This is a genomic window from Bacillus sp. PS217, assembly GCF_037963535.1.
Taxonomy (GTDB): domain Bacteria; phylum Bacillota; class Bacilli; order Bacillales; family Bacillaceae; genus Bacillus; species Bacillus subtilis.
Window position 1 is genome coordinate 3956699 of record NZ_CP150157.1, and the last position, 21792, is coordinate 3978490.

Annotated in this window: 20 protein-coding genes and 2 riboswitches; of the genes, 7 read left to right on the forward strand and 13 right to left on the reverse strand. The window is 46.1% G+C overall.

Features of this window, described 5'->3' with window-relative positions:
* The first annotated feature begins 20 nt into the window (after positions 1 to 20).
* Both NSQ83_RS20495 and NSQ83_RS20500 read left to right on the forward strand, forming a co-directional pair.
* The gene (locus NSQ83_RS20495) at positions 21 to 1154 is read left to right on the forward strand and encodes a 5-methyltetrahydropteroyltriglutamate--homocysteine S-methyltransferase (RefSeq protein WP_204551398.1); all 1134 of its coding nucleotides are present in this window, start codon (positions 21 to 23) and stop codon (positions 1152 to 1154) included.
* 68 nt (positions 1155 to 1222) lie between these two features.
* Positions 1223 to 1329: riboswitch (SAM riboswitch) on the forward strand.
* Positions 1330 to 1406: 77 nt separating this feature from the next.
* Positions 1407 to 2543, forward strand: coding sequence for a 5-methyltetrahydropteroyltriglutamate--homocysteine S-methyltransferase (locus NSQ83_RS20500; protein WP_204551399.1), 1137 nt, complete (start codon positions 1407 to 1409; stop codon positions 2541 to 2543).
* Between the two features lie 51 nt (positions 2544 to 2594).
* On the opposite strand, the gene NSQ83_RS20505 is transcribed toward NSQ83_RS20500, so the two are convergent.
* The 5 genes from NSQ83_RS20505 to NSQ83_RS20525 form a co-directional block, all read right to left on the reverse strand.
* Positions 2595 to 3368, reverse strand: a complete 774-nt coding sequence (locus NSQ83_RS20505) for a 3-hydroxybutyrate dehydrogenase (RefSeq protein ID WP_134991709.1) — start codon at positions 3366 to 3368, stop codon at positions 2595 to 2597.
* A gap of 16 nt (positions 3369 to 3384) precedes the next feature.
* Complete coding sequence (locus NSQ83_RS20510; RefSeq protein WP_017697224.1) at positions 3385 to 4035, reverse strand: CoA transferase subunit B; 651 nt, start codon at positions 4033 to 4035, stop codon at positions 3385 to 3387.
* Positions 4032 to 4748: a CoA transferase subunit A gene (locus NSQ83_RS20515; protein ID WP_204551400.1), complete on the reverse strand. Its 717-nt coding sequence runs from the start codon at positions 4746 to 4748 to the stop codon at positions 4032 to 4034. The genes NSQ83_RS20510 and NSQ83_RS20515 overlap by 4 nt, the downstream gene beginning before the upstream one ends.
* 23 nt (positions 4749 to 4771) lie before the next feature.
* Entirely contained in the window at positions 4772 to 6190 is a 1419-nt protein-coding gene (locus NSQ83_RS20520; RefSeq protein WP_063334897.1) for a GntP family permease, read from the reverse strand.
* A gap of 153 nt (positions 6191 to 6343) precedes the next feature.
* Positions 6344 to 7192 carry a methyltransferase domain-containing protein gene (locus tag NSQ83_RS20525; RefSeq protein ID WP_069703592.1) on the reverse strand — a complete coding sequence of 283 codons (849 nt, stop codon included), beginning with the start codon at positions 7190 to 7192 and terminating at the stop codon, positions 6344 to 6346.
* Positions 7193 to 7577: 385 nt separating this feature from the next.
* Positions 7578 to 7679: riboswitch (purine riboswitch) on the forward strand.
* Positions 7680 to 7806: 127 nt separating this feature from the next.
* On the opposite strand from NSQ83_RS20525, the gene NSQ83_RS20530 reads away from it, so the two are divergent.
* The gene (locus NSQ83_RS20530; RefSeq protein WP_003227216.1) at positions 7807 to 9000 is read left to right on the forward strand and encodes a NupC/NupG family nucleoside CNT transporter; all 1194 of its coding nucleotides are present in this window, start codon (positions 7807 to 7809) and stop codon (positions 8998 to 9000) included.
* A gap of 41 nt (positions 9001 to 9041) precedes the next feature.
* Here the strand turns inward: NSQ83_RS20530 and NSQ83_RS20535 are convergent, their stop codons facing one another.
* From NSQ83_RS20535 to NSQ83_RS20545, 3 genes are all read right to left on the reverse strand, one after another.
* Complete coding sequence (locus NSQ83_RS20535; RefSeq protein WP_069703591.1) at positions 9042 to 9713, reverse strand: DUF3298 and DUF4163 domain-containing protein; 672 nt, start codon at positions 9711 to 9713, stop codon at positions 9042 to 9044.
* Positions 9714 to 9857: 144 nt separating this feature from the next.
* Positions 9858 to 10148, reverse strand: a complete 291-nt coding sequence (locus NSQ83_RS20540) for a hypothetical protein (RefSeq protein ID WP_069703590.1) — start codon at positions 10146 to 10148, stop codon at positions 9858 to 9860.
* A 49-nt stretch (positions 10149 to 10197) separates the two neighbouring features.
* Positions 10198 to 12258 carry a catalase gene (locus NSQ83_RS20545; RefSeq protein WP_069703589.1) on the reverse strand — a complete coding sequence of 687 codons (2061 nt, stop codon included), beginning with the start codon at positions 12256 to 12258 and terminating at the stop codon, positions 10198 to 10200.
* 200 nt (positions 12259 to 12458) lie between these two features.
* Between NSQ83_RS20545 and citH the strand changes: the two genes are divergently transcribed.
* Positions 12459 to 13739 (forward strand): citrate transporter CitH, encoded by a 1281-nt coding sequence (gene citH, locus NSQ83_RS20550; protein WP_069703588.1) that lies wholly within the window; start codon positions 12459 to 12461, stop codon positions 13737 to 13739.
* Positions 13740 to 13896: 157 nt separating this feature from the next.
* On the opposite strand, the gene bglS is transcribed toward citH, so the two are convergent.
* The 3 genes from bglS to NSQ83_RS20565 all read right to left on the reverse strand — a co-directional run bounded on the left by bglS (position 13897) and on the right by NSQ83_RS20565 (position 16529).
* The gene (gene bglS, locus NSQ83_RS20555; RefSeq protein WP_069703587.1) at positions 13897 to 14625 is read right to left on the reverse strand and encodes a beta-glucanase; all 729 of its coding nucleotides are present in this window, start codon (positions 14623 to 14625) and stop codon (positions 13897 to 13899) included.
* 295 nt (positions 14626 to 14920) lie between these two features.
* Positions 14921 to 15754, reverse strand: coding sequence for a transcriptional antiterminator LicT (licT, locus tag NSQ83_RS20560; protein WP_003242598.1), 834 nt, complete (start codon positions 15752 to 15754; stop codon positions 14921 to 14923).
* A gap of 94 nt (positions 15755 to 15848) precedes the next feature.
* Positions 15849 to 16529: a hypothetical protein gene (locus tag NSQ83_RS20565; RefSeq protein ID WP_069703586.1), complete on the reverse strand. Its 681-nt coding sequence runs from the start codon at positions 16527 to 16529 to the stop codon at positions 15849 to 15851.
* A 207-nt stretch (positions 16530 to 16736) separates the two neighbouring features.
* Here NSQ83_RS20565 and NSQ83_RS20570 point away from each other — a divergent pair, with 207 nt between their 5' ends.
* Entirely contained in the window at positions 16737 to 18023 is a 1287-nt protein-coding gene (locus NSQ83_RS20570; protein ID WP_108029134.1) for an MFS transporter, read from the forward strand.
* Between the two features lie 18 nt (positions 18024 to 18041).
* Here the strand turns inward: NSQ83_RS20570 and dbpA are convergent, their stop codons facing one another.
* Both dbpA and NSQ83_RS20580 read right to left on the reverse strand, forming a co-directional pair.
* Entirely contained in the window at positions 18042 to 19481 is a 1440-nt protein-coding gene (dbpA, locus tag NSQ83_RS20575) for an ATP-dependent RNA helicase DbpA (protein WP_038428034.1), read from the reverse strand.
* 81 nt (positions 19482 to 19562) lie between these two features.
* Entirely contained in the window at positions 19563 to 20711 is a 1149-nt protein-coding gene (locus NSQ83_RS20580; RefSeq protein ID WP_038428036.1) for a GDSL-type esterase/lipase family protein, read from the reverse strand.
* A 164-nt stretch (positions 20712 to 20875) separates the two neighbouring features.
* Between NSQ83_RS20580 and NSQ83_RS20585 the strand changes: the two genes are divergently transcribed.
* Positions 20876 to 21217, forward strand: coding sequence for a helix-turn-helix transcriptional regulator (locus NSQ83_RS20585; RefSeq protein WP_128471940.1), 342 nt, complete (start codon positions 20876 to 20878; stop codon positions 21215 to 21217).
* Positions 21214 to 21621, forward strand: coding sequence for a DUF2812 domain-containing protein (locus NSQ83_RS20590; protein ID WP_128471941.1), 408 nt, complete (start codon positions 21214 to 21216; stop codon positions 21619 to 21621). Before NSQ83_RS20585 ends, NSQ83_RS20590 begins: the two co-directional genes overlap by 4 nt.
* The last annotated feature ends 171 nt before the right edge of the window (positions 21622 to 21792 follow it).

Genomic DNA, 21792 nt, shown 5'->3' on the forward strand with positions numbered 1-21792 from the left:
TCAGAAAAGAGGCGAATAACATGGCTCAACAAACGAATGTTGCAGGACAAAAAACAGAAAAACAACGCAAAGCACCTTTCCGCGCCGATCATGTCGGCAGTTTGCTTCGTTCCGTTCCGGTGAAGGAATCCCGGCAAAAAAAAGCGGCTGGTGAGATGACAGCGGAACAGCTTCGTGATATCGAAAATCAAGAGATCACCCGCATCGTGGAAAAACAAAAAGAAATCGGTCTCAACGTGGTAACAGACGGGGAATTCCGGCGTTCCTGGTGGCATTATGACTTCCTGGAAGGGCTTGACGGTGTGGAACCGTTCATCCCGGCTGAGGGAATTCAGTTCCATAACACAAAAACGAAAGCGCGCAGCATCAAAGTGACGGGAAAACTCGATTTTACGAGCCACCCAGCGCTCGCTGATTATCAATTTTTACATGAGATTGCCGGTAACGCGACGCCAAAATTGACCATTCCCAGCCCAAATATGCTGTTTTTTGGCGAAAAGGCGGATAAAGGGATTTATGACGATCAAGAGGAATACTTTCATGATCTGGCCCAAGCGTACAAAAAAGCAATCAAAGCCTTCTATGATGCTGGCTGCCGTTATCTTCAGCTCGATGATACGTCATGGTCTCTCTTCTTTGAGGAAAAAGGCAGAGAGGTTGTCCGGGCGCTCGGCGGTGATCCAGAAACATTGCCAGCCATATTTGCCAAAACAATTAACGATGCCGCCGCAGACCGGCCTGACGATTTAACGATAACAATGCACATTTGCCGCGGCAACTTCCGCTCAACCTGGGCGGCATCAGGAGGGTACGACGCTGTAGCGGAAACGATTTTGGACGGCTTAAACCTTGACGGCCTTTTCTTGGAGTACGATGATGACCGCTCCGGAAACTTTGATCCGCTCCGTTTTGTGAAGCGCAAGGATCTGCAAATTGTGCTCGGCTTGATCACATCGAAATACGGCGAGCTTGAAAATCCTGAGGATGTGAAACGCCGTATCAATGAAGCCGCGCGTTTTGTCAGCTTGGACCAGCTATGCCTGAGCCCGCAGTGCGGTTTCGCCTCTACAGAAGAAGGCAACCTTCTGACAGAGGAGCAGCAATGGGCAAAGCTTCGCCATGTCATCGACATTGCCAACGATGTGTGGAGATAATCTATCATTGACAGAAATAGAAAATGTGTGAATAATAGATACTATCAGAAAATTTCATAAAAAGGTTTTCCTTATCAAGAGAGGTGGAGGGACTGGCCCTGCGATACCCGGCAACCGCTGTTTAACAGAATGGTGCTAAATCCTTTAGAGCAATGATTGCTCTTGAAGATAAGGTTGAGATTGTCACGCAAGCTCTTCCTTATCCAAAGGAAGAGCTTTTTTATATTTGAATGGAAAGAAGGAATGGACAACATGTCACAACAAACAACACCCGCAGAACAAAAATCACTTCAAAGAAAAAAACCGCCGTTTCGCGCGGATCAAGTCGGAAGCCTGCTGAGATCTGAGCCCGTCAAAAAAGCGCGGCTGCAAAAAGCGGCCGGCGAAATTACCGCTGAGCAGCTTCGCCAAATTGAAAACGATGAAATCATCCGTATTGTGGAAAAACAGAAGGAAATCGGCCTGAACGTCGTGACAGACGGTGAATTTCGCAGAGCATGGTGGCACTTTGATTTCCTGGAAAACTTAGATGGCGTTGAGCCGTTTACTCCTGAGCAAGGCATTCAATTCCATAACGTACAGACAAAAGCACGCGGCATTAAAGTCACAGGCGATATCGACTTTTCAACTCACCCAATGCTTGAAGATTACTCATTTCTCCATAGCATTGCCGGTGACGCGACGCCAAAGATGACCATTCCAAGCCCGAATATGCTGTTTTTCCGCGGGAAATTGGAAAAAGGTGCATACAAAAACGACTATCACCTTTTCCAGCATGATGTATCCAAAGCATATAAAAAAGCGATTCAAGCGTTTTATGACAGAGGCTGCCGCTACCTTCAGCTTGATGATACAGCGTGGGCCGTTTTCTTATCTGAAAAAGGCTTAAAACAAATCGAAGCGTTCGGAACAACGCCTGATGAGCTTCGTCAGCTGTTTGCGAAATCGATTAACGACGCGATTGCAGACCGCCCGGATAACTTGACGGTAACCATGCATATTTGCCGCGGCAACTTCCAGTCCACTTGGACAGCGGAAGGCGGCTATGACGCAGCAGCCGAAACCATTTTTGACGGCTTGAATCTTGACGGACTTTTCTTAGAGTATGATGATTCACGCTCAGGCGGATTTGAGCCGCTCCGTTACGTAAAACGGTCTGATCTTCAGCTTGTTCTTGGCTTAGTGACATCTAAATTCGGTGAGCTTGAAAATCCGGATGACGTGAAACGCCGTATCGAAGAAGCGTCCCGTTATGTAAGCTTAGACCAGCTTTGCCTCAGCCCTCAATGCGGATTTGCTTCAACTGAGGAAGGCAACAAGCTGACTGAAGAACAGCAATGGGCGAAGCTCCGCCATGTGGTTGAGATCGCTAATGATGTTTGGAAATAAGAAAAGAAAAAACACACTTGATTCCCTAGCGGAGCAAGTGTGTTTTTTATGTCATTGTGCGGTGTAGCCCCCATCAAGGACGACAGCCTGCCCAGTGACGCCCTTCGCCTTCTCGCTTGCCAAAAACACGGCATAATCCGCAATTTCCTTGACGGAAAGCAGTCGCTTTTGCGGCACAAGCGGAAAAATGACTTGTTCAAGTACAGAGTCGTAAGGGACATTTCTAGTTTTCGATAGATCGCTAAGCTGATTGCGTACAAGCTGGGTATCGACATAACCCGGACAGAGCGCATTGACTGTTATGCCGTGGGGCGCGCCTTCCAGCGCCCCTACTTTTGTGAGTCCAATGACGCCGTGCTTGGCGCTATTATAAGCGGATTTCCCTGCAAAGCCGACTAATCCATTAACAGACGCGATATTAATGATTCTGCCAAACTGCTGTTTTTTCATGATCGGAAAAACATGCTTCATTGCAATAAAGGGGGCCGTCAGCATGACCTTGATCAGCTGTTCAAAGGTGTCTGTCGGAAACTCTTCAATCGGAGCGACGTGCTGAATACCGGCATTGTTCACCAGTATATCCAAGCGACCGTATCGTTTTTGGATGACGTTCACCGTATCAGCAACTTGCGCTTCCTTTGTCACATCATACGGAATGGCCGCCGCGTCCAAGCCTTCTTCTGCAAGCTTGGAGGCTGCTTTTTCACATGCTTCCGGACGGAGGTCTGAAACGATGACGCTGGCACCTTCCCGGGCGAATTCTCTTGCCATTTCGAATCCGATTCCGCCGGCAGCCCCTGTCACCAAGGCGACTTGTTTTCTCATGTCAAACACCTTCCCATTAAGAATTGAGTACAGACTGGCTTACAGCGAAATCAGCTTCTGTTTTTTCATAAACCTCTTCAATTGTGACACCATCCTGAAGCTCCGTCAGTGTCATGCGGCCGTTCACAAAATCAAATACAGCCAAATCCGTAATCAGCCTGTGTACGACTTTCTGGCCTGTCAGCGGAAGGGAGCATGTTTTTTTCACCTTTGATTCACCATGCTTATTGACGTGCTCCATGATGACAACGATTCGTTTCGCCCCGTTGACGAGATCCATGGCGCCGCCCATCCCTTTTACCATTTTGCCGGGGATCATCCAATTTGCCAAATCCCCCTGCTCCGAAACCTCCATTCCGCCGAGAATAGCCAAATCGATATGCCCGCCTCTTATCATCGCGAATGACTCAGCGCTGTCAAAATAAGAGGCGCCCGTCACTTCAGTGATCGTTTCCTTTCCCGCATTGATCAAATCCGCGTCTTCCATTCCTTCCAGAGGATAGGGGCCGATTCCGAGCAAGCCGTTTTCCGACTGAAGCATGACGTGAACGCCGTCAGGTATCTCATTTGCGACAAGCGTCGGCATTCCAATCCCGAGATTCACATTCATGCCGTCCTTGATTTCTTGTACAGCCCGTTTGACCATTCGTTTTCTCGCTTCCTTCACTTGGCCTCACCCTTTCCCGATGCTTGCTGAACTGTTCGTTTTTCTATCCGTTTTTCTTGGCTCGAGCCAAGCACGACATGCTGTACGTAAATTCCCGGTGTATGGATGTGATCTGGATCGAGCTCTCCTGCTTCCACGATTTCTTCCGCCTCGGCAATCGTGATCTTGCCTGCCATGGCGGCAATGGGATTGAAATTTCTCGCCGTTTTCCTAAAAACCAAATTGCCCATGGTGTCCGCTTTCCACGCTTTGACGATCGCCACATTGCCGGTAATGCCTCGCTCCAGCACATAAGTCCGGCCGCCGAATGTTTTATGTTCTTTTCCCTCGGCTATGGAGGTGCCGACGCCTGTCGCCGTATAAAATCCCGGTATGCCTGCACCGCCTGCACGAATTCTCTCAGCGAGCGTTCCTTGGGGAACAAGCTCGACCTCAAGCTCTCCGCTTAAAAACTGCCGCTCAAAAATTTTATTTTCACCGACATAGGAAGCAATCATTTTCTTGATTTGCTTGTTAGCCAGAAGCAAACCAAGCCCCCAGTCATCGACTCCGCAGTTATTGCTGACAACGGTCAAATCCTTTACTCCCTGATCTCTTATAGACAAAATGAGCTGTTCAGGGATGCCGCACAGCCCAAACCCTCCCGAGATCAGCGTATCCCCATCATGAATCAGTTTCGCAGCTTCCTTGCTTGATGACAGCACTTTTCCCATATTGATACTCCTTTCGTTTTCTTCTACACTAGACCAGTCAGGCTGTAAATCGCGATCACAGCAAATACGGCAGCCGTTTTAATGAGCGTGATCGCAAAAATATCGCGATAGGATTGCCGGTGGGTCAAACCCGTCACGGCCAGAAGCGTGATAACGGCGCCATTATGCGGCAGTGTATCCATCCCGCCTGATGCCATTGAAATGACCCGATGCATCACCTCTGGCGGAATATTGTAAGCCTGAATCGCCTGTAAGTATTGTTCTGACATCGCGCTTAACGCAATGCCCATTCCTCCTGAAGCCGAGCCGGTGATTCCCGCCAGCGCAGTTGTCGTAACGGCGCCATTTACAAGCGGATCGGTAAAAGTATGTGAAATTCCGCTGCTCAGCTTATGAAACCCCGGCAGCGCGGCGATAATGCCTCCGAACCCGTACTCGGCACCCGTATTCATAGATGCCAGCAAGGCGCCGCCAATCCCTTCATTCAGCCCTTCCTTCAATTGGGCAAACACACTTCTCCAATCAAATAAAAACGTTGTGATGATGCCAATCACTAAAGCAATCTCCACCGACCAAATAGCAGCCGCTGAAGAAATATCAAGCCTGCCGAACTCCTTTAATCCTATGGAAGAAAAATCAAATCCATTCGGATACCACTTTGGCAGGTAAATGGTAAAATATTTATTCACTGCACCGACGAGAATAAGCGGGACAAAGGCAAGTGCGTGCCGAATCGGGCTTTTGTCCGGTTCAGCCGCGGACTCAATCGATTCAGGAGCAGCAGCATTCTGCGAATCAAAACCGCCATAGCCTTCGCCAGATGCCTGCGCTTTCTTCCGCCTTGATTCCAAATAGAGCATCCCAGCTGCCAGCACAATCACTGCGCCCATCAAGCCCAGCCAAGGGGCGGCATAAATGTCTGTTTTGAAAAACGACGTCGGGATGACATTTTGGATTTGCGGCGTCCCCGGAAGTGCGTCCATCGTAAACGTAAAAGCACCTAAAGCAATCGTTCCCGGGATGAGGCGTTTCGGTATGTTTGCTTCTTGAAACATGTTTTTCGCAAAAGGATATACGGCAAATACGACAACAAACAGGCTGACGCCGCTGTACGTCAAGACAGCGCCCATCAGCACAATGGCAAGTATCGCTCTTTTTGCCCCGACAAGCCGGACAATTGTTTTCGCGATTGATGCCGCAAGCCCGGCCATTTCAACGACCTTTCCAAAAATGGCACCGAGCAAAAACACTGGGAAATACAATTTAATAAAACCCGCCATCTTCTCCATAAAAATTGATGAGAAAAAAGGAAGCACATGGCTTGGATCTGTCAGGAGCACCGCGAATAACGCGCAAATCGGCGCAAACAATATGACAGAAAATCCCCGATACGCCGTAAACATCAGCAAACCTAACGCCAATAGAATGATGATCAGTTCCACACACACATCCCCCGTTTCCGCGAACTAGAAAGCGTTTACAAAAACCTGTCCGCATCGGCTGTTTCCGTCCCCTTTCCATATGTACGAGAAGCGTGGGCCAACTATTCCGATTAAAAAAGGAAAGCTCCTTTTTTCGGAGCTTTCCTCTGCCATTCATTTCATTCCTATTAGGATATCAACATCAACCGTAATATCGGCTGATTTCATCTCTTTCAGCAGGCTGACTCGATCTTTCGGCGCCGACCAGGCAAGCGGCGTCATCTTGAGAAGCCAGTGAATTGCCTGCTGGTCAAGCGTTTTAACATAGCGCAGCCTGACAGGACGGCTGTGTGCTGCATTTGCTGTAAAACGCTCAACTGCTGCCGTATTGGAATACGTGCGCCTTGGTGAATCAGTATATAAAAATTGCCTTAATTCTATTAAATAGTCGCTTCGCGGCACTACTTTTATGAGCATGCCATCATTCTTCAGCAGTCTATGAAACTCTGCATAATTGGACGGCGAAAAAATAGACAGCACAACATCAAATTGACGATCATGAAAAGGAGCACGCGCCACATCGGCAACCGCCCACATCTGATCTTTGAATGCCTTAGAAGCTTTTAAGATCCCATCCTTCGAAAGATCTATGCCGGTTCCTATCGCTGCTTTCCCTGCATAATCAAACCCGCAAAGCGCATTCAAATGAGAACCCTCACCGCAACCGCTGTCCAGGATGGTGAATGCCTCATGACCAGATTTGGGATGACTGATGAGTTCTGCAACCGCATCATGGAGCGGCTCAAAAAAACCACATTCTCCAATCAGCCTGCTCCTCGCTTCAAAAAGCTCAGTACCGTAACTAGTTTTGACCGGCTTCGTCAGAAAGTTCACGTAGCCGTGCCGAGATAGATCAAATGTATGTCCTCGTTCTGTACAAATCAAGCTTTTCCCTGATGCCGCATCCATAGAAGAATCGCAGAGCGGGCATCGAAACATGCTGAAATCAACTGTTCGCTTCATGATAAAAAACACCCCATTCATTCATTTTTAGATAAATGAAAAAGGCATAGACAAATAAACCTAGGCCTATCTCAAAAATTGGCCAGGTCTGGCAGTTTGTCTACACCTGTCATTATCTATAACGAATGAATTGGATAATCATGAAAAAAACTCCCTTTCTGCTGTATGGTTTCCCCATTTCCATTATACAACAAATCTCCAGGAGCTAGAACCTTATAGTGAAGAAAAATCAGTACTGACATGCTGGTATCCCGCCAACATCATATCAGCATAGCAATCCAGCATGTTTTTCCTTTATTTTCTCATTTTAGAATATAAATTTTATTATTGTGAAAATAGTTAAAAAGGTTGATTTTCAAAAAGTGAAAGGATAAAATACTGCTATCATCTTAGAAAAAGACATTCTTGTATATGATCAGTAATATGGTCTGATTGTTTCTACCTAGTAACCGTAAAAAACTAGACTACAAGAAAGTTTGAATAAATTTGAACGAGTTGAAAAGGACAAGTTCTTTTCTGTTTGCTCTTATTTTTCACACTTTCTGCACTTCCAGAATTTGTGAAGGATAAGAGCTTTTTTTGTTTCCATAATAACCCTCATAGGAGTTGCTATCATGTACTTTTTACTAAACCTTGTCGGTCTCATTGTGATTATGGCAGTTGTATTCCTATGTTCTCCGCAGAAAAAGAAAATCAAGTGGCGCCCGATCATTACGTTAATTGTTCTGGAATTGCTGATTACTTGGTTTATGCTGGGAACAAAAGTCGGAAGCTGGGCCATCGGTAAAATCGGTGATTTCTTCACTTGGCTGATTGCTTGCGCCAGTGACGGTATCGCGTTTGCCTTTCCGTCAGTGATGGCGAATGAAACAGTAGACTTTTTCTTTAGTGCGCTTCTTCCAATTATCTTTATCGTCACATTCTTTGATATTTTAACGTATTTCGGCATTTTGCCTTGGCTGATTGATAAAATCGGATGGGTGATTTCAAAGGCTTCCCGCTTGCCGAAATTAGAAAGCTTTTTCTCTATTCAAATGATGTTCCTTGGAAATACCGAAGCACTTGCGGTCATCCGCCAGCAGCTTACGGTTTTAAGCAACAACCGCCTGCTCACATTCGGTTTAATGAGCATGAGCAGCATCAGCGGCTCCATTATCGGATCTTATCTTTCAATGGTGCCTGCGACATACGTGTTTACAGCCATTCCTTTGAACTGCTTAAACGCGCTGATTATCGCAAACCTGCTGAATCCTGTTCACGTGCCGGAGGATGAAGATATCATCTATACACCGCCTAAAGAAGAGAAGAAAGACTTTTTCTCTACGATTTCTAACAGTATGCTTGTCGGCATGAACATGGTTATCGTTATTTTGGCAATGGTGATCGGATATGTCGCATTAACGTCAGCAGTTAATGGCATTCTTGGCGTTTTCGTACATGGCCTGACCATCCAGACAATTTTTGCTTATCTGTTCAGTCCGTTCGCATTCCTGCTTGGACTGCCAGTGCACGATGCGATGTATGTTGCTCAGCTGATGGGCATGAAATTAGCAACGAACGAGTTTGTTGCGATGCTTGACTTGAAAAACAATCTCAAATCCCTTCCGCCTCACACCGTTGCGGTGGCGACGACATTCCTGACGTCCTTTGCAAACTTCAGTACGGTCGGCATGATTTACGGCACGTACAATTCGATCCTTGACGGAGAAAAGTCAACGGTCATCGGGAGAAACGTGTGGAAGCTGCTCGTCAGCGGAATTGCAGTATCTTTATTAAGTGCTGCGATTGTCGGCCTGTTTGTGTGGTAGAAACATTGAGCCATATCCCTTTTCGGATATGGCTCTTTTCATTATTGATAAATAGAGGCTGGCACCTGCACATTCCGGATTCCCGCTGCATAAGGCCCCAAGTCATATTGGCCAAAGACGATGGCGATCCCGTTTGCCGTAAAGTAAAACATTGTGTCTTTGTTTAGGGTTATATCCTCTTTCTTAACATCAGGGAAAAACAGCTCATCGTGTTTTTTGATATAGCTATATAGGTAATCTCTCGTTTTGCTGACTTTTGTTTTGGTGTTCAGAATCTGATCCAGCGTCACCCGCTTTTGTGCTTTCAAGTCATAGTTGAAGGACTGGACAGACGTTAAACCGTGGGCGCCTCCTGAATAGATATAATTAAGTGTTTGAATGCTGAGCTTGCCTGCCGCATTGTATTTGACGCTGAAGGATGCTTGATATTCGGTTTTAAAGCCCTGCTGTTCGCCTGCTTTTTTGTTTTTCAGATATTCCTGATACGATTGTTCAATGTAGGCTTTCAGCTCTTGATTGATTTTCTTTTCAAACGCGGCATTCCCGACGTGATGCACTTGTGGATACGTTAACTCCTTGATCTTTTTGTACGTATGGGTGCTGACAGTCGGTGTTTTCGCTTGAACTGCTTTTAAAGATGGGGCCGCATATGCAACTACGGAAAAAAGCAAGACTGCAATCCCCGCGGCTTTCATCATTTTATTCCATTTCATACAATCTCCTCCTTTGATGTCGTTGTTTATCATTCCCTTATTTAAGCAATACACACTTTTATAGACTGATTAAATCGAAAGAAGTTTCTAGGTCTAACAGCATGATTTTTCCAATAAAAAAAGAGACACAGGATGTCTCTTTTTTTACTGTTTGCGCCCAGAAATCGCTTCATGAACGGCCTGTGCCAAATCTGTATTTCCGAACATTTCTAATACCGCAATGACAGTCTGGTCCGGAATGTGCTCTGCTTCGTGTTTTGGCACGACCAGATCGTCCATGGTTTTTTTCAAGCTTTCATTCAGCTTTTGCTGCGGATACGCTTTGGCGTACAGCTCCATCGGATCAAGATCATGGTTCACGCACCACTGGGCAAACACCAAAATCATCATATTTTCATCGCGTTCGTTAGCTTCAGCGAGCTGTTTTTCGTTCATTTGTCATGCTCCTTATGAAAAGTATCTTCCTTAAAGATACAGGAGCCGATCAAATTCGTCTATCCCAATGGCGATGAGCAGAAACCGCATCGATAAATGCCTTGCTGAAAGCGGCGTAGTCAGGTTCTTCTTCAGCCGTTACGATGCCTGGTCCCTCTGTCGTCCCGACAGAGGATTGAAGAAGGTCAATTCCTTCATTTGCCGCACCGATTGCCTTGTAGTGATTGTAAGCTTCTCTGATAAACGCCATCGCTTGTTTGTTGTCTTTTAACTCCAGTCCTCCTGCGGCATAGACGGCATCATACAGAACAGAATCAACCGTCAGGAACGTGCCGTTGGCCTCAAGCTGCTGTCCGCTGCCGCTTGTCATATACCCCAGATTTTGACTGATGATATCTACTGTGATTCCTTCTTGCTTTAAGGCTTCCAGCACTGTTTGCAGCTCTTTTTCATGAAATCCGTTTCCGGCGAGTACAGCGACTTTTCTTGTTGACGCGGTTTTCACTGTACGGGCTTGGCTTAACGCAGGCGAAGTAAGAATTTCTTTAGATGCTTTACGCTTCGCGGGCGCCGCCACGCCTACTCCTTTGGCGATTTCTTCTGCTAAATCAGCATCGACATTGCTGAAGACATCAACGACCTGCCGCTGTACGTCTTTGCTTTTGACCTTCCCGACCTCGAAGCAGAAAGCAGAAATGATATGCTGTTTCTCCACAGGAGACATGCTGTTCCAGAAAAGCTTCGCCTGTGAGTAATAATCGTTGAAGCTGTCGCTTCGCTGGCGGATTTTTTTGCCCTCGACTTTTTCCTGATAGTGGACGTAGCCGCCTTCTTCAGCTGTCGCTGGCGACGGATCATTGTTTTGCAGAGAGTTTTTATGATAAGCGACAGGTCCCTTATTGATCGTCATCCGGTGATAGCCGTCGTATTGATTGTTATGGAATGGACATACAGGCCGGTTAATCGGAAGCTCATGGAAGTTCGGGCCGCCAAGACGGATGAGCTGTGTGTCTGTATAAGAGAAAAGCCGTCCCTGCAGGAGCGGGTCATTTGTAAAGTCGATGCCCGGCACGACATTTCCCGGGTGGAATGCGACTTGTTCTGTTTCCGCAAACACATTATCCTGATTGCGGTTCAGCGTCATTTTCCCAATGATCTTCACCGGCACAAGCTCTTCCGGCCACAGCTTAGTCGGATCAAGAATATCAAAATCAAACTTGAATTCATCTTCCTCATCAATCATCTGCACGCCGAGCTCGTATTCAACCTTGCCGCCGTTTTCAATTGTTTCCCACAGGTCACGGCGATGGAAATCTGGATCTTTCCCGGCAATTTTTTGCGCTTCATCCCATACGAGAGAATGCACGCCGAGCACCGGCTTCCAGTGAAATTTCACGAAACGTGCCTTTCCTTGTTCATTGACAAAACGGAACGTGTGAACGCCGAAGCCTTCCATCATTCTGTAGCTGCGCGGGATGCCTCTGTCTGACATCGTCCACATCACCATGTGAGCCGACTCAGGGTTATTGGCGACAAAATCCCAAAACGTATCGTGAGCAGTCGCGGCCTGAGGCATTTCATTGTGTGGCTCAGGCTTAAACGCATGAACCAAATCCGGAAATTTGATCGCATCCTGAATGAAAAACACCGGAATGTTATTTCCCACAAGGTCATAGTTTCCTTCTTCAGTATAAAATTTTGTCGCAAAGCCTCTGGCATCCCGCACCGTGTCTGCGGAGCCTTTAGAACCCGCGACCGTAGAAAAACGGACAAATACCGGTGTCTTCACCGAAGGGTCCTGAAGAAATTTGGCCCGTGTATATTCCGTCATTGGTTCGTAAACCTGAAAAAAGCCATGCACGCCATACCCGCGCGCATGCACAACGCGCTCCGGAATCCTCTCATGGTCAAAGTGCGTCATTTTCTCCCGAAAGTGAAAATCCTCCATCAGCGTCGGACCGCGAACCCCGGCTTTTAACGAATGCTCATCCTCTGACACTCGCAAGCCTTGGTTTGTCGTCATTTTCTTCCCGCTGTTATCGGTCCTGTACTGCTCAAGCTGCTCGTCCTTTGAGTGTTCATTTACACGTTTGTTTTGGTCATCACTCATGTCTGCTCCCCCTTTTTAAAACGAAACATTCTACAGCACATTTACCCGTGGCGTTCTTCATATAAACTGCTAATCCGCTCATTAGGATTTTTGGTCTACATATAAATATGCGGTCATACACATTTGAAATAAGCCTTCTTCACAGAAAGAAAGGATGGAAGCGCTTACTAAAAAAGCTGTTGAATAGGGGAGGTCATATCATGCTTGCCATACTCGGTTTTGTGATGATGATTGTCTTTATGTACCTTATTATGTCTAACCGGCTTTCCGCTCTTATTGCTTTGATTGTCGTTCCTATTGTGTTCGCCCTGATCAGCGGATTTGGCAAAGATCTCGGCGAGATGATGATTCAGGGCGTTACAGACCTCGCCCCTACCGGTATCATGCTGTTATTCGCCATCCTGTATTTCGGCATTATGATTGACTCAGGCCTGTTTGATCCTCTCATTGCCAAAATCTTATCGTTTGTCAAAGGAGATCCGTTAAAAATCGCCGTAGGCACAGCGGTTCTGACCATGACCATTTCGCTGGACGGAGATGGGACAACAACCTATATGATTACCATTGCAGCGATGCTGCCTCTCTACAAACGGCTCGGCATGAACCGTTTGGTGTTAGCGGGAATAGCGATGCTCGGTTCGGGGGTTATGAATATTATCCCGTGGGGCGGGCCGACTGCGAGGGTTTTGGCCTCCTTAAAATTGGACACGTCAGAGGTTTTCACGCCGCTGATTCCCGCTATGATCGCCGGCATTCTCTGGGTGATCGCCGTTGCTTATATCCTCGGAAAGAAAGAGCGGAAGCGGCTCGGCGTCATTTCGATTGATCACGCACCGTCTTCCGATCCGGAGGCCCCACCGCTCAAGCGTCCCGCTCTTCAATGGTTTAACCTGCTGCTGACTGTCGCTCTGATGGCCGCACTGATCACCAGCCTGCTGCCGCTTCCTGTTCTTTTTATGACTGCGTTCGCCGTTGCCTTGATGGTTAACTATCCAAATGTCAAAGAGCAGCAGAAACGAATCTCGGCGCATGCGGGTAATGCGTTAAACGTTGTCTCGATGGTGTTTGCTGCGGGCATATTCACAGGCATTCTCTCCGGCACAAAAATGGTGGATGCCATGGCGCATTCTCTCGTTTCACTCATCCCTGATGCCATGGGCCCGCACCTGCCGTTGATCACTGCGATCGTCAGCATGCCATTCACCTTTTTCATGTCGAATGACGCCTTTTACTTCGGTGTCCTTCCCATCATCACCGAAGCCGCTTCCGCTTACGGAATAGATGCCGCTGAAATCGGAAGGGCCTCCTTGCTGGGGCAGCCTGTGCATCTGCTCAGCCCGCTTGTGCCTTCCACCTATCTATTGGTAGGGATGGCAGGCGTCAGCTTTGGCGACCATCAAAAATTCACTATTAAATGGGCCGTGGGAACAACGATTGTGATGACGATTGCCGCACTTTTGATTGGGATTATTTCTTTCTAAATGTATGAGCTTGATCGTAGCATTGAGTGAGTACGTGATTTACAGAGGGGAGAAGATCAAATAGGATATTATGAGTGAATAGAAGATTCATGCCAACAACTTCTCATTACAATCATAAGAGCCTGCTATATTGCAGCAGGCTCTTTCACATTTGGCATTATTTTTTTGTATAGCGCACCCAGTCATAATGAGCGTATAGCGGATTTACACCATTGTAGGAGCCAAGCCATTCATCGACACCCGTGCCATTCCACAGGTTCATCATGATCTTTCCAGGTGTTGTCGGAATTTGGCTTGTTGCAGTATGTTTTAATTGCCCATCGACATACCATTTAATAGAGTTTGGCTGCCAATCGAATGCATACGTATGATAGGCATTGGCTGCATCAAACCCGAGATCCACAATCTTCTCATGGTTTCCTGCACCATTTGTATAATAGTTAAATTGAACCTTCGTTGTGTCTTTTCCTAAAAATTCGATATCAATCTCATCCCAAGGGGTTCCATCTGTTGGACCTGTGTATGTGAAGAACGATGAAACGATCCCTGTGTTTTTAGCTGGTTTCATTCTGACTTCATAAAGTCCATAGCCATATGTTTGAACAGAACGGTTTTCCCCGCAGTCAAACTTGTTATAAGATGGGCTTGTTAGCGCTAAACGCATTTCACCTAATGACGTCACTGATACGTTATTAGCCCGCCACGTGCAGTTGAACATATTTCCATTCGAATAACCATCTGCTTTTTGCCAAAAACCGGAGTTATAGCCGTTAAAAGGGTCAAAAAACGATCCACCTGTTTGAGCTGAGGCAGTAGAAGTGACTGCAAACAAACTCATAAACAATCCAGTGACAAGAAGCAGCAACACTCGTTTCAGATAAGGCATATTGGCATTCCCCTTTCATTGAAAGCGTTTTCTATGTTGATCTTACATGATTCTTTTAAAAGGGAACATCGGTCAAAATAATGATAATATCGAATCTTACTGACTTGAATCCTGTAACTATCATCATCTTCCCTCTGAAAAAAATAAAAACCTAAATTACCATCAGCACAGACAGAGATGATCCGCACTCATTGTAATTTAGGTTTTGCCTGCTTTATCAGTAACAATCCTATCATTTTCATATGTGAATGTAAGAAAAAATGAATACAAGGAAACAAAAATGTCAGCGCTCTCATTATGCTTGTTTAACTACCCTTTCTATGTGAATGGTTAAATACAGCAGCTCATCACTTGTGAGCTTGTGCTCATACTCCCGCTCAATGTAGGTTTGGATTTTCTTCGTGCATTCATACGCGCGATGATACTTTTCTTTCACTGTATCCAGCAAAAAATCGTCCTGGCTTTCCATGTGAGTGCCGTTAAATAGACGCTGCGCGAAAAACTTTAAGTGGGTGACGAACCGATAATAGTGAAGCGATTCTTCGTTGAATTCAATCTTAAAATGGTATTTTACAATACTCAAAATCTCTTGCATGACTTTTGTAATGTTGATAATATTGGGCATCTCTTCATTCAGCTCGGCATTTACAATATGCAGAGCAATAAAGCCCGCTTCATCCTCTGGCAGAGACACACCAGTCTTGTTTTTTACCATAACCAACGCTTCTTTGCCGATCGCAAATTCGTCTTTGTACAGCCGTTTTGTTTCCCACAGCAAGGCGTTTTTGATATCAAGCCCTTTCTGGTTGCGCTGGATGGCAAAGTTAATATGGTCGGTCAGCGACACATAGATGCTGTCGTTGAGCTTTTTGCCGAGCTGTAATTTTGCGTAGCTGATAATCTCTTCGGATACTTCCATACACTCGATCGGTATATCATACAAAAGGGTTTTGAACTTTTCTGATACATCCTTGTTATCGAGCGTGAACACTTTCTCAATGCGGGCTTCATCGACATCATCGCCAGACTTTTTCTGAAACGCGAGCCCCCTGCCCATGACGACCAATTCTTTTCCCTGTTCATTGACCACGCTGATCACATTATTGTTGATCACCTTCGCAATTTTCATGGCATGTCCCTCCAATCAACTAAGAATAGACTATATCTTGATTGTACATTCTTTTTGTACTAGGTCAATATCATCAGGGAAAGACGGAAGCTGGTCAGTACAATTCACTCCGTACCTGCTGCCCGGGCTGTTTTTGAAGCAGCGCCTCCAGATGGCGTTCAAATGATGCCTTGTCAGCTTTCTGCTTTTTGACAATGCTGTTCATGATTTTAATGCTTTCAGCGCTGTATTGTGTATATTGTTTTTTCAGCTGATCCAGCTGCTGTCTTGTCTTCTTCGCGTTTTTCGGTGTGACTTGGCCGATGAGTTTGATCATACTGTCTGCGGTCTCAAAAAAAGCGGCTCTATTTTCTGTCAGCTGCTGAATTTCGATGCGGCTCATGTCTTGATTACGCGTTTTTTGTAGCAAGGCGACCGCCTCGCTGTTTTGTTTTTTGAGCGATTTGTTCTCAAGCTTAATCGATTCGAGATTCTCCTTCGCAATGTCTGCTTCTTCTTCAGTCATGTTGCTTCGCACGAAGTATTCTGGATTACCGATTCCATAATCAAATGCTTCGCTCACTTGTATCATGGAACTGAACACAATGGCCAGCTGCCTGTCGCTTGCGAGGGCTTGGAAATCCTGCTTTTTCTTACTGCTCATCGGTTTGGCTGCGGTTTGTTTTACTGTCTTTTGATCACAGTCTGCGAACATCTGAGCCTCACCTTCACTTTCGCATGCGCTCATCACAAGAACTGTGACCAGCAGGCTTATACACAAGCCTATTCGCCTCATGCTCTGTCTCCTCTCTGCTGAATCCCTTCTGGAAAATACCATAAAATATAGTTAAATGGTACCAGATTCACCTAACCCCAGCAATAAATCAAAAGTATGATTTGAAGCGCAAAAGCATAAATATTTTGTAAAAATTGACGTGCATTCCATTCTTTTCAGGCCCATTTTTCGTACAATAGAAGTATCGTTACCGGAGAGGGGGCTCTGATGATGAAACGTTTTACGAAACAAGAAAACAGCTGGGTATTATATGACTGGGCAAATTCTGCTTACTCAATTGTCGTGACCACCGCGGTATTTCCGTTATTTTATAAATCAGCAGCTGCGGAAAGCGGTGTCAGCGCCGCTCAATCGACTGCCTATCTGGGCTATACCATTGCGATTTCAACGTTTATTCTTGCGATGCTCGGCCCTATTTTAGGCACAATCGCCGACTATGAAGGGTGCAAGAAAAAGTTCTTCGGTTTCTTTGTGTCAGTCGGTGTCGCCAGCACCGCGATGCTCGCCTTTATCCCTAGTGAACATTGGCTGCTATTGTTGCTGTTTTATACGATATCGGCTATCGGTTTTTCCGGCGCCAATGTGTTTTATGATGCCTTTCTCGTGGACGTCACGCCTGAGAAACGGATGAATCTCGTCTCGGCACGGGGTTTTGGCTTAGGATACATTGGCAGCACGATTCCATTTATCATCAGTATTGCTGTCATCCTGCTCGCGCAAGCAGAGACGATTCCAGTGTCTGTATCGGCCGCAAGCCAGCTGTCCTTTTTCATAACGGCTGCCTGGTGGGGGCTGTTCACTATCCCAATGATTAAACATGTCCATCAACGCTATTACATCAAAAAAGAACCTCATATTGTCATCAACAGCTTTAAGCGGCTCGGCCAAACGATGAAACGGATCAGGCAATACCGGGCACTTTTCCTCTTCTTGCTCGCTTATTTCTTTTATATCGACGGAGTCGGCACAATTATTACGATGTCGACATCCTATGGATCAGATTTAGGGATCGGCTCCTCAAGCCTTCTGATCATCCTATTTGTCACTCAGGTGGTCGCTGCACCGTTTTCGATTATATACGGAAAACTGGCAGAACGCTTCACGGGGAAGACCATGCTGTACGTCGGGATCGTCATTTATATGATCGTTTGCGTGTATGCCTATTTTATGGAGACAACGCTTGATTTCTGGATACTGGCTATGCTTGTCGCCACCTCGCAGGGCGGTATTCAAGCCCTAAGCCGTTCCTATTTCGCCAAGCTTGTGCCAAAGCGCCACGCCAATGAATTCTTCGGTTTTTACAACATTTTTGGAAAATTCGCCTCAATTATGGGACCGCTGCTCATTGCCGTGACAGCCCAGCTGACCGGGAAATCCTCGACTGCGGTGTTCAGTCTGATCATTTTGTTTGTAATTGGTATTGTGATTCTTGCCTTTGTTCCGGAGGAGACCAGCGCCAATGTCAGCCAGCAGCAAAATGACCTGCCCCTTTAACTGGGAGCAGGTCATTCATCATTTATTCGCTTTATTCACCTTCAGCTTTTTCCCTTTGACGGTTGTGTTCTTCATCACTTTGAGAACATGAGGACCTTTACCATTTAAAATCTCAACGTATGAGGCGTTATCCATGATCGTAATGATGCCGATGTCGTCAGCTGACACACCGTCAATTTTTGCAATCGTTCCTACAAAATCAACGGCTCTGATTTTCTTTTTCTTTCCGCCGTTAAAATACAGCTTCATAATGTCTTTATTCAGCTCTTCGCTTTTGTCTTTTTTGCTTTCCGGACGGTCATTCATTTTAGCTAGAAATTCTGGTTTCTTCCTTGCCACTTCCTCTTGAGAAGGGGCTTCTATTTTTTGAATCTCAAATCCGATATATTCTTCAATGTCGGCTAAAAACCGTTTTTCGAAGGCCGTGACAAACGAAATGGCCTTTCCTTTGTTCCCTGCGCGTCCCGTTCGGCCCGTGCGGTGGACATAGCTTTCCTTTTCAAGCGGCAGATCATAGTTGATGACAAGGGAGATATTTTCAATATCAATCCCGCGCGCGGCGACATCCGTCGCGACTAAGTAACGGTACTCGCCACGTTTAAATTCATTCATGACGTCGAATCGGTCTTCCTGAATCATTCCGCCGTGAATTTTATCGCATGGATATCCTAAGTCATCCAATTCATCGGTCAGCTGATTGACGTGCTCCTTCGTTCGGCAGAAAATGATGCAGCTGTCGGGATTCTCCGTCATCAGCACATCTTTCAGCAATGAAAATTTATGCTCTTCTCTTACTTGAATCACCGCATGTTCAATATTTCTTGTGGTAAGCCCGGCCGCTTTGATTTCGATATGCTCGGGGTTTTGCATATATTGACGGCTCAGCTTCTCGATATCCTGCGGAAGCGTCGCCGAAAACAGCATCGTCGTACGCTCAGTCGGAAGATGCTTGATAATCGCCTCCACCTGCTCAATGAAGCCCATATTCAGCATCTCATCCGCTTCATCAATGACCAAATAAGAGAGACGATCCAACGGCAGCGTGCCTTTTTCGATATGATCCAGAACACGTCCCGGCGTGCCGACAACAATGTGGCTTTTTTGCTTAAGCTCAGCTTTTTGTTTATCAAAGGAGGATTTTCCAAATACGGCTGTCGCTTTGATCCGTTTAAATCGTCCGATGTTCGTGATATCTTCCTTTACTTGCACCGCAAGCTCACGGGTTGGAGTTAAAATAAGCGCCTGCGGCTTGTTTTCATCCCAATCCGCCAGCTCACAGAGAGGAATTCCGAACGAAGCCGTTTTCCCGCTTCCCGTCTGTGATTTGACGACAAGATCCTTTCGTTCAAGGGCAGCGGGGATCACGCTCTGCTGCACCTTGGTCGGTTCTGTATATCCCAGTCCTTCCAATGCTCGTAAAATGTCATGACTGATTTGATAGTTTTTAAAATGACTCATGTATAAACTCCTGTCTCTTGCAGATGTTCTCATTATACTCTAATTGACGAAGGCATATGTGTTTTGTCGAAAAGTGATGTATTAAAAGCCATCGATTCCCTGGCGTTTTAGCTCCTGAACAGCCAATCGCGCCAGTGCGTCGGCCCCCGCGCGATTCGGATGCAGCGTATCTCCATCCATATAAAGCCCGAGTGTTCTTTCCGGACCGATCGATGTAAAGTATGCCGAGCTGAGGACATTTAAGTCAATGAGGTGTGTTTTTTCCTCTTCGGCCAAAGCTAAAATAGAGGCCCTGTACCATCTGTTTACAGACGAATGGATGCCTTCAGAAGTAAAATCGGTCGCCCGGCCCTGAGGCGTTGATAGGATGACGTCCGCTCCTTTCGCTTTTACCTGACGAATCATATCACGCATCATCTCTTTAAACTCCGCTTCAGATTCATTATGCTTCGGATTTGTGTCATTAATGCCAAGCTGCAATATAAAATAATCTCCCGGTTTAATATACTTCAGGATCGCCTCAAGCTGTCCATCATTTCTGAACCCTCTCGCGATCTGCCCGCCGGACGCCATGTTTCTCACTTGAAAGGTGTGTTTATCGATATAGTGAGGCAGCATCTGCCCCCAGCCCGCCTGCTTGCTGCTGTTGAGCGGATAATAATTGCACACCGTCGAGTCGCCGCCGACATAAATGGTTCGGTTCGTCACCGGCTGATCAGACAATTTCTTTATTTTCAAGGCGCTAAGCGTAAAAGCGGTGCCAGCTTTCCCCTCTGTCACCAGCAGATTCAGCTGCCCGTCGGTGACAGGAATTTGGAACGTATCCTCCGCGCCATCCCCTGTCATATTAATAACCTGAAACACGCCCTCCGCCGCCACACTGGCCCTTGCCGTATTGCCAAGCGTCACCTTCACCTCATAAAGGCCGTTCGGGAGATCCACATTAAACGTGTTATTGCTTTTCGTCCCATACGCTAAAAACTGAACCGCATCACTCTTCACACCAGTCCCGGATGCCGCCACATCCCTCATATTCTCCGGTGTTTGAAAACCGTAGCCCTTTGACCGATCATATCGATCAAACGCCCTGACACCAATATAACCAGGCTCCACCGAACCGCTTCCAAAGTCAAATTGATACACCTTCGGCTCCGCCGCCTTCACACTCTCATTCCCGCCAAAACACAGCATCAGCATCATCACAAAAACCGCTGCCATCCATTTTTTCATCAAGACTCCCCCTCTATGAAAACGAATACATTAATCCATACTCGGTGATTGTTTCTTTATGATGACTGAAGGAAGAAAAAAATTGCGTTGACAAACAAAAAGGAAGATTTTATTATATCAATAAGTGATATATCATTAGTTGATATAAGAAATGAGGTGACCGCTTGCCAAAGCAGCGTCCGCAGGAAATGGATCAGCTTACCGATCCAGCCTATTATATTGTCTTAACCTTGCTGGAGCCAAAACACGGATATTCGATCATGCAGGAGATTGAGGACATGACCGATGACTCCTTTACGATCGGCCCGGCTACCTTATATACATTGTTAAAGAAATTACTGCAAGAAGAAATCATTAAGCTTGTCAACAATGACAACCCACGGCGCAAAGTGTACCAAACCACCTTGCACGGCCAAGAACTACTCAAAAAAGAAATTCAGCGCAGAAAAGTGATGGCTGAACACGGTCAACGTGCTTTTCAACAATTGAAAGGGGATTCATCATGAAACAGAAAAAATTTATGATGTCTGAAGGATTGGCCTTTTCAGAAGAAAAGGATATGAAGAGACTAAGTGATATGGCCAGCAAAGGCTGGGTACTCGATTCTTTTGCGTTTATGGGGTATAAGCTTAGAAAAACTGAGCCGCGGAAATTGATCTACAGCTTAGACTATCGTGCCGTCGATAATGACAACATAGATGAGTACCTTGAAATATTCGAAAATGCCGGATGGGAGCATGTTTATTCTGAATACACCACACATATCTTTGCCGCCGCACCCGGAACGAAGCCGATTTACTCCGACCGTTCAACCATGATTGATAAATACAAACAAAGTGAATATACCCTCCGCTATATCATATTGTTCATGCTCTGTCTTACTGCGGCTTTCAATGTTTATTTCTGCTGAAGCTTCCATACTTCATAACACCATAAACATCCTTTCTATTTTTCTCATTGCATCACTATTCCGGCTATCCTCACTTACGCAGCCACTGTCTTCAGAATTTGGCGCGTCATATGCAGAAACCCCAACCTTGAGTGAAGGCTGGGGTTTTGCTTTTTAATAACTTTCCGTGCC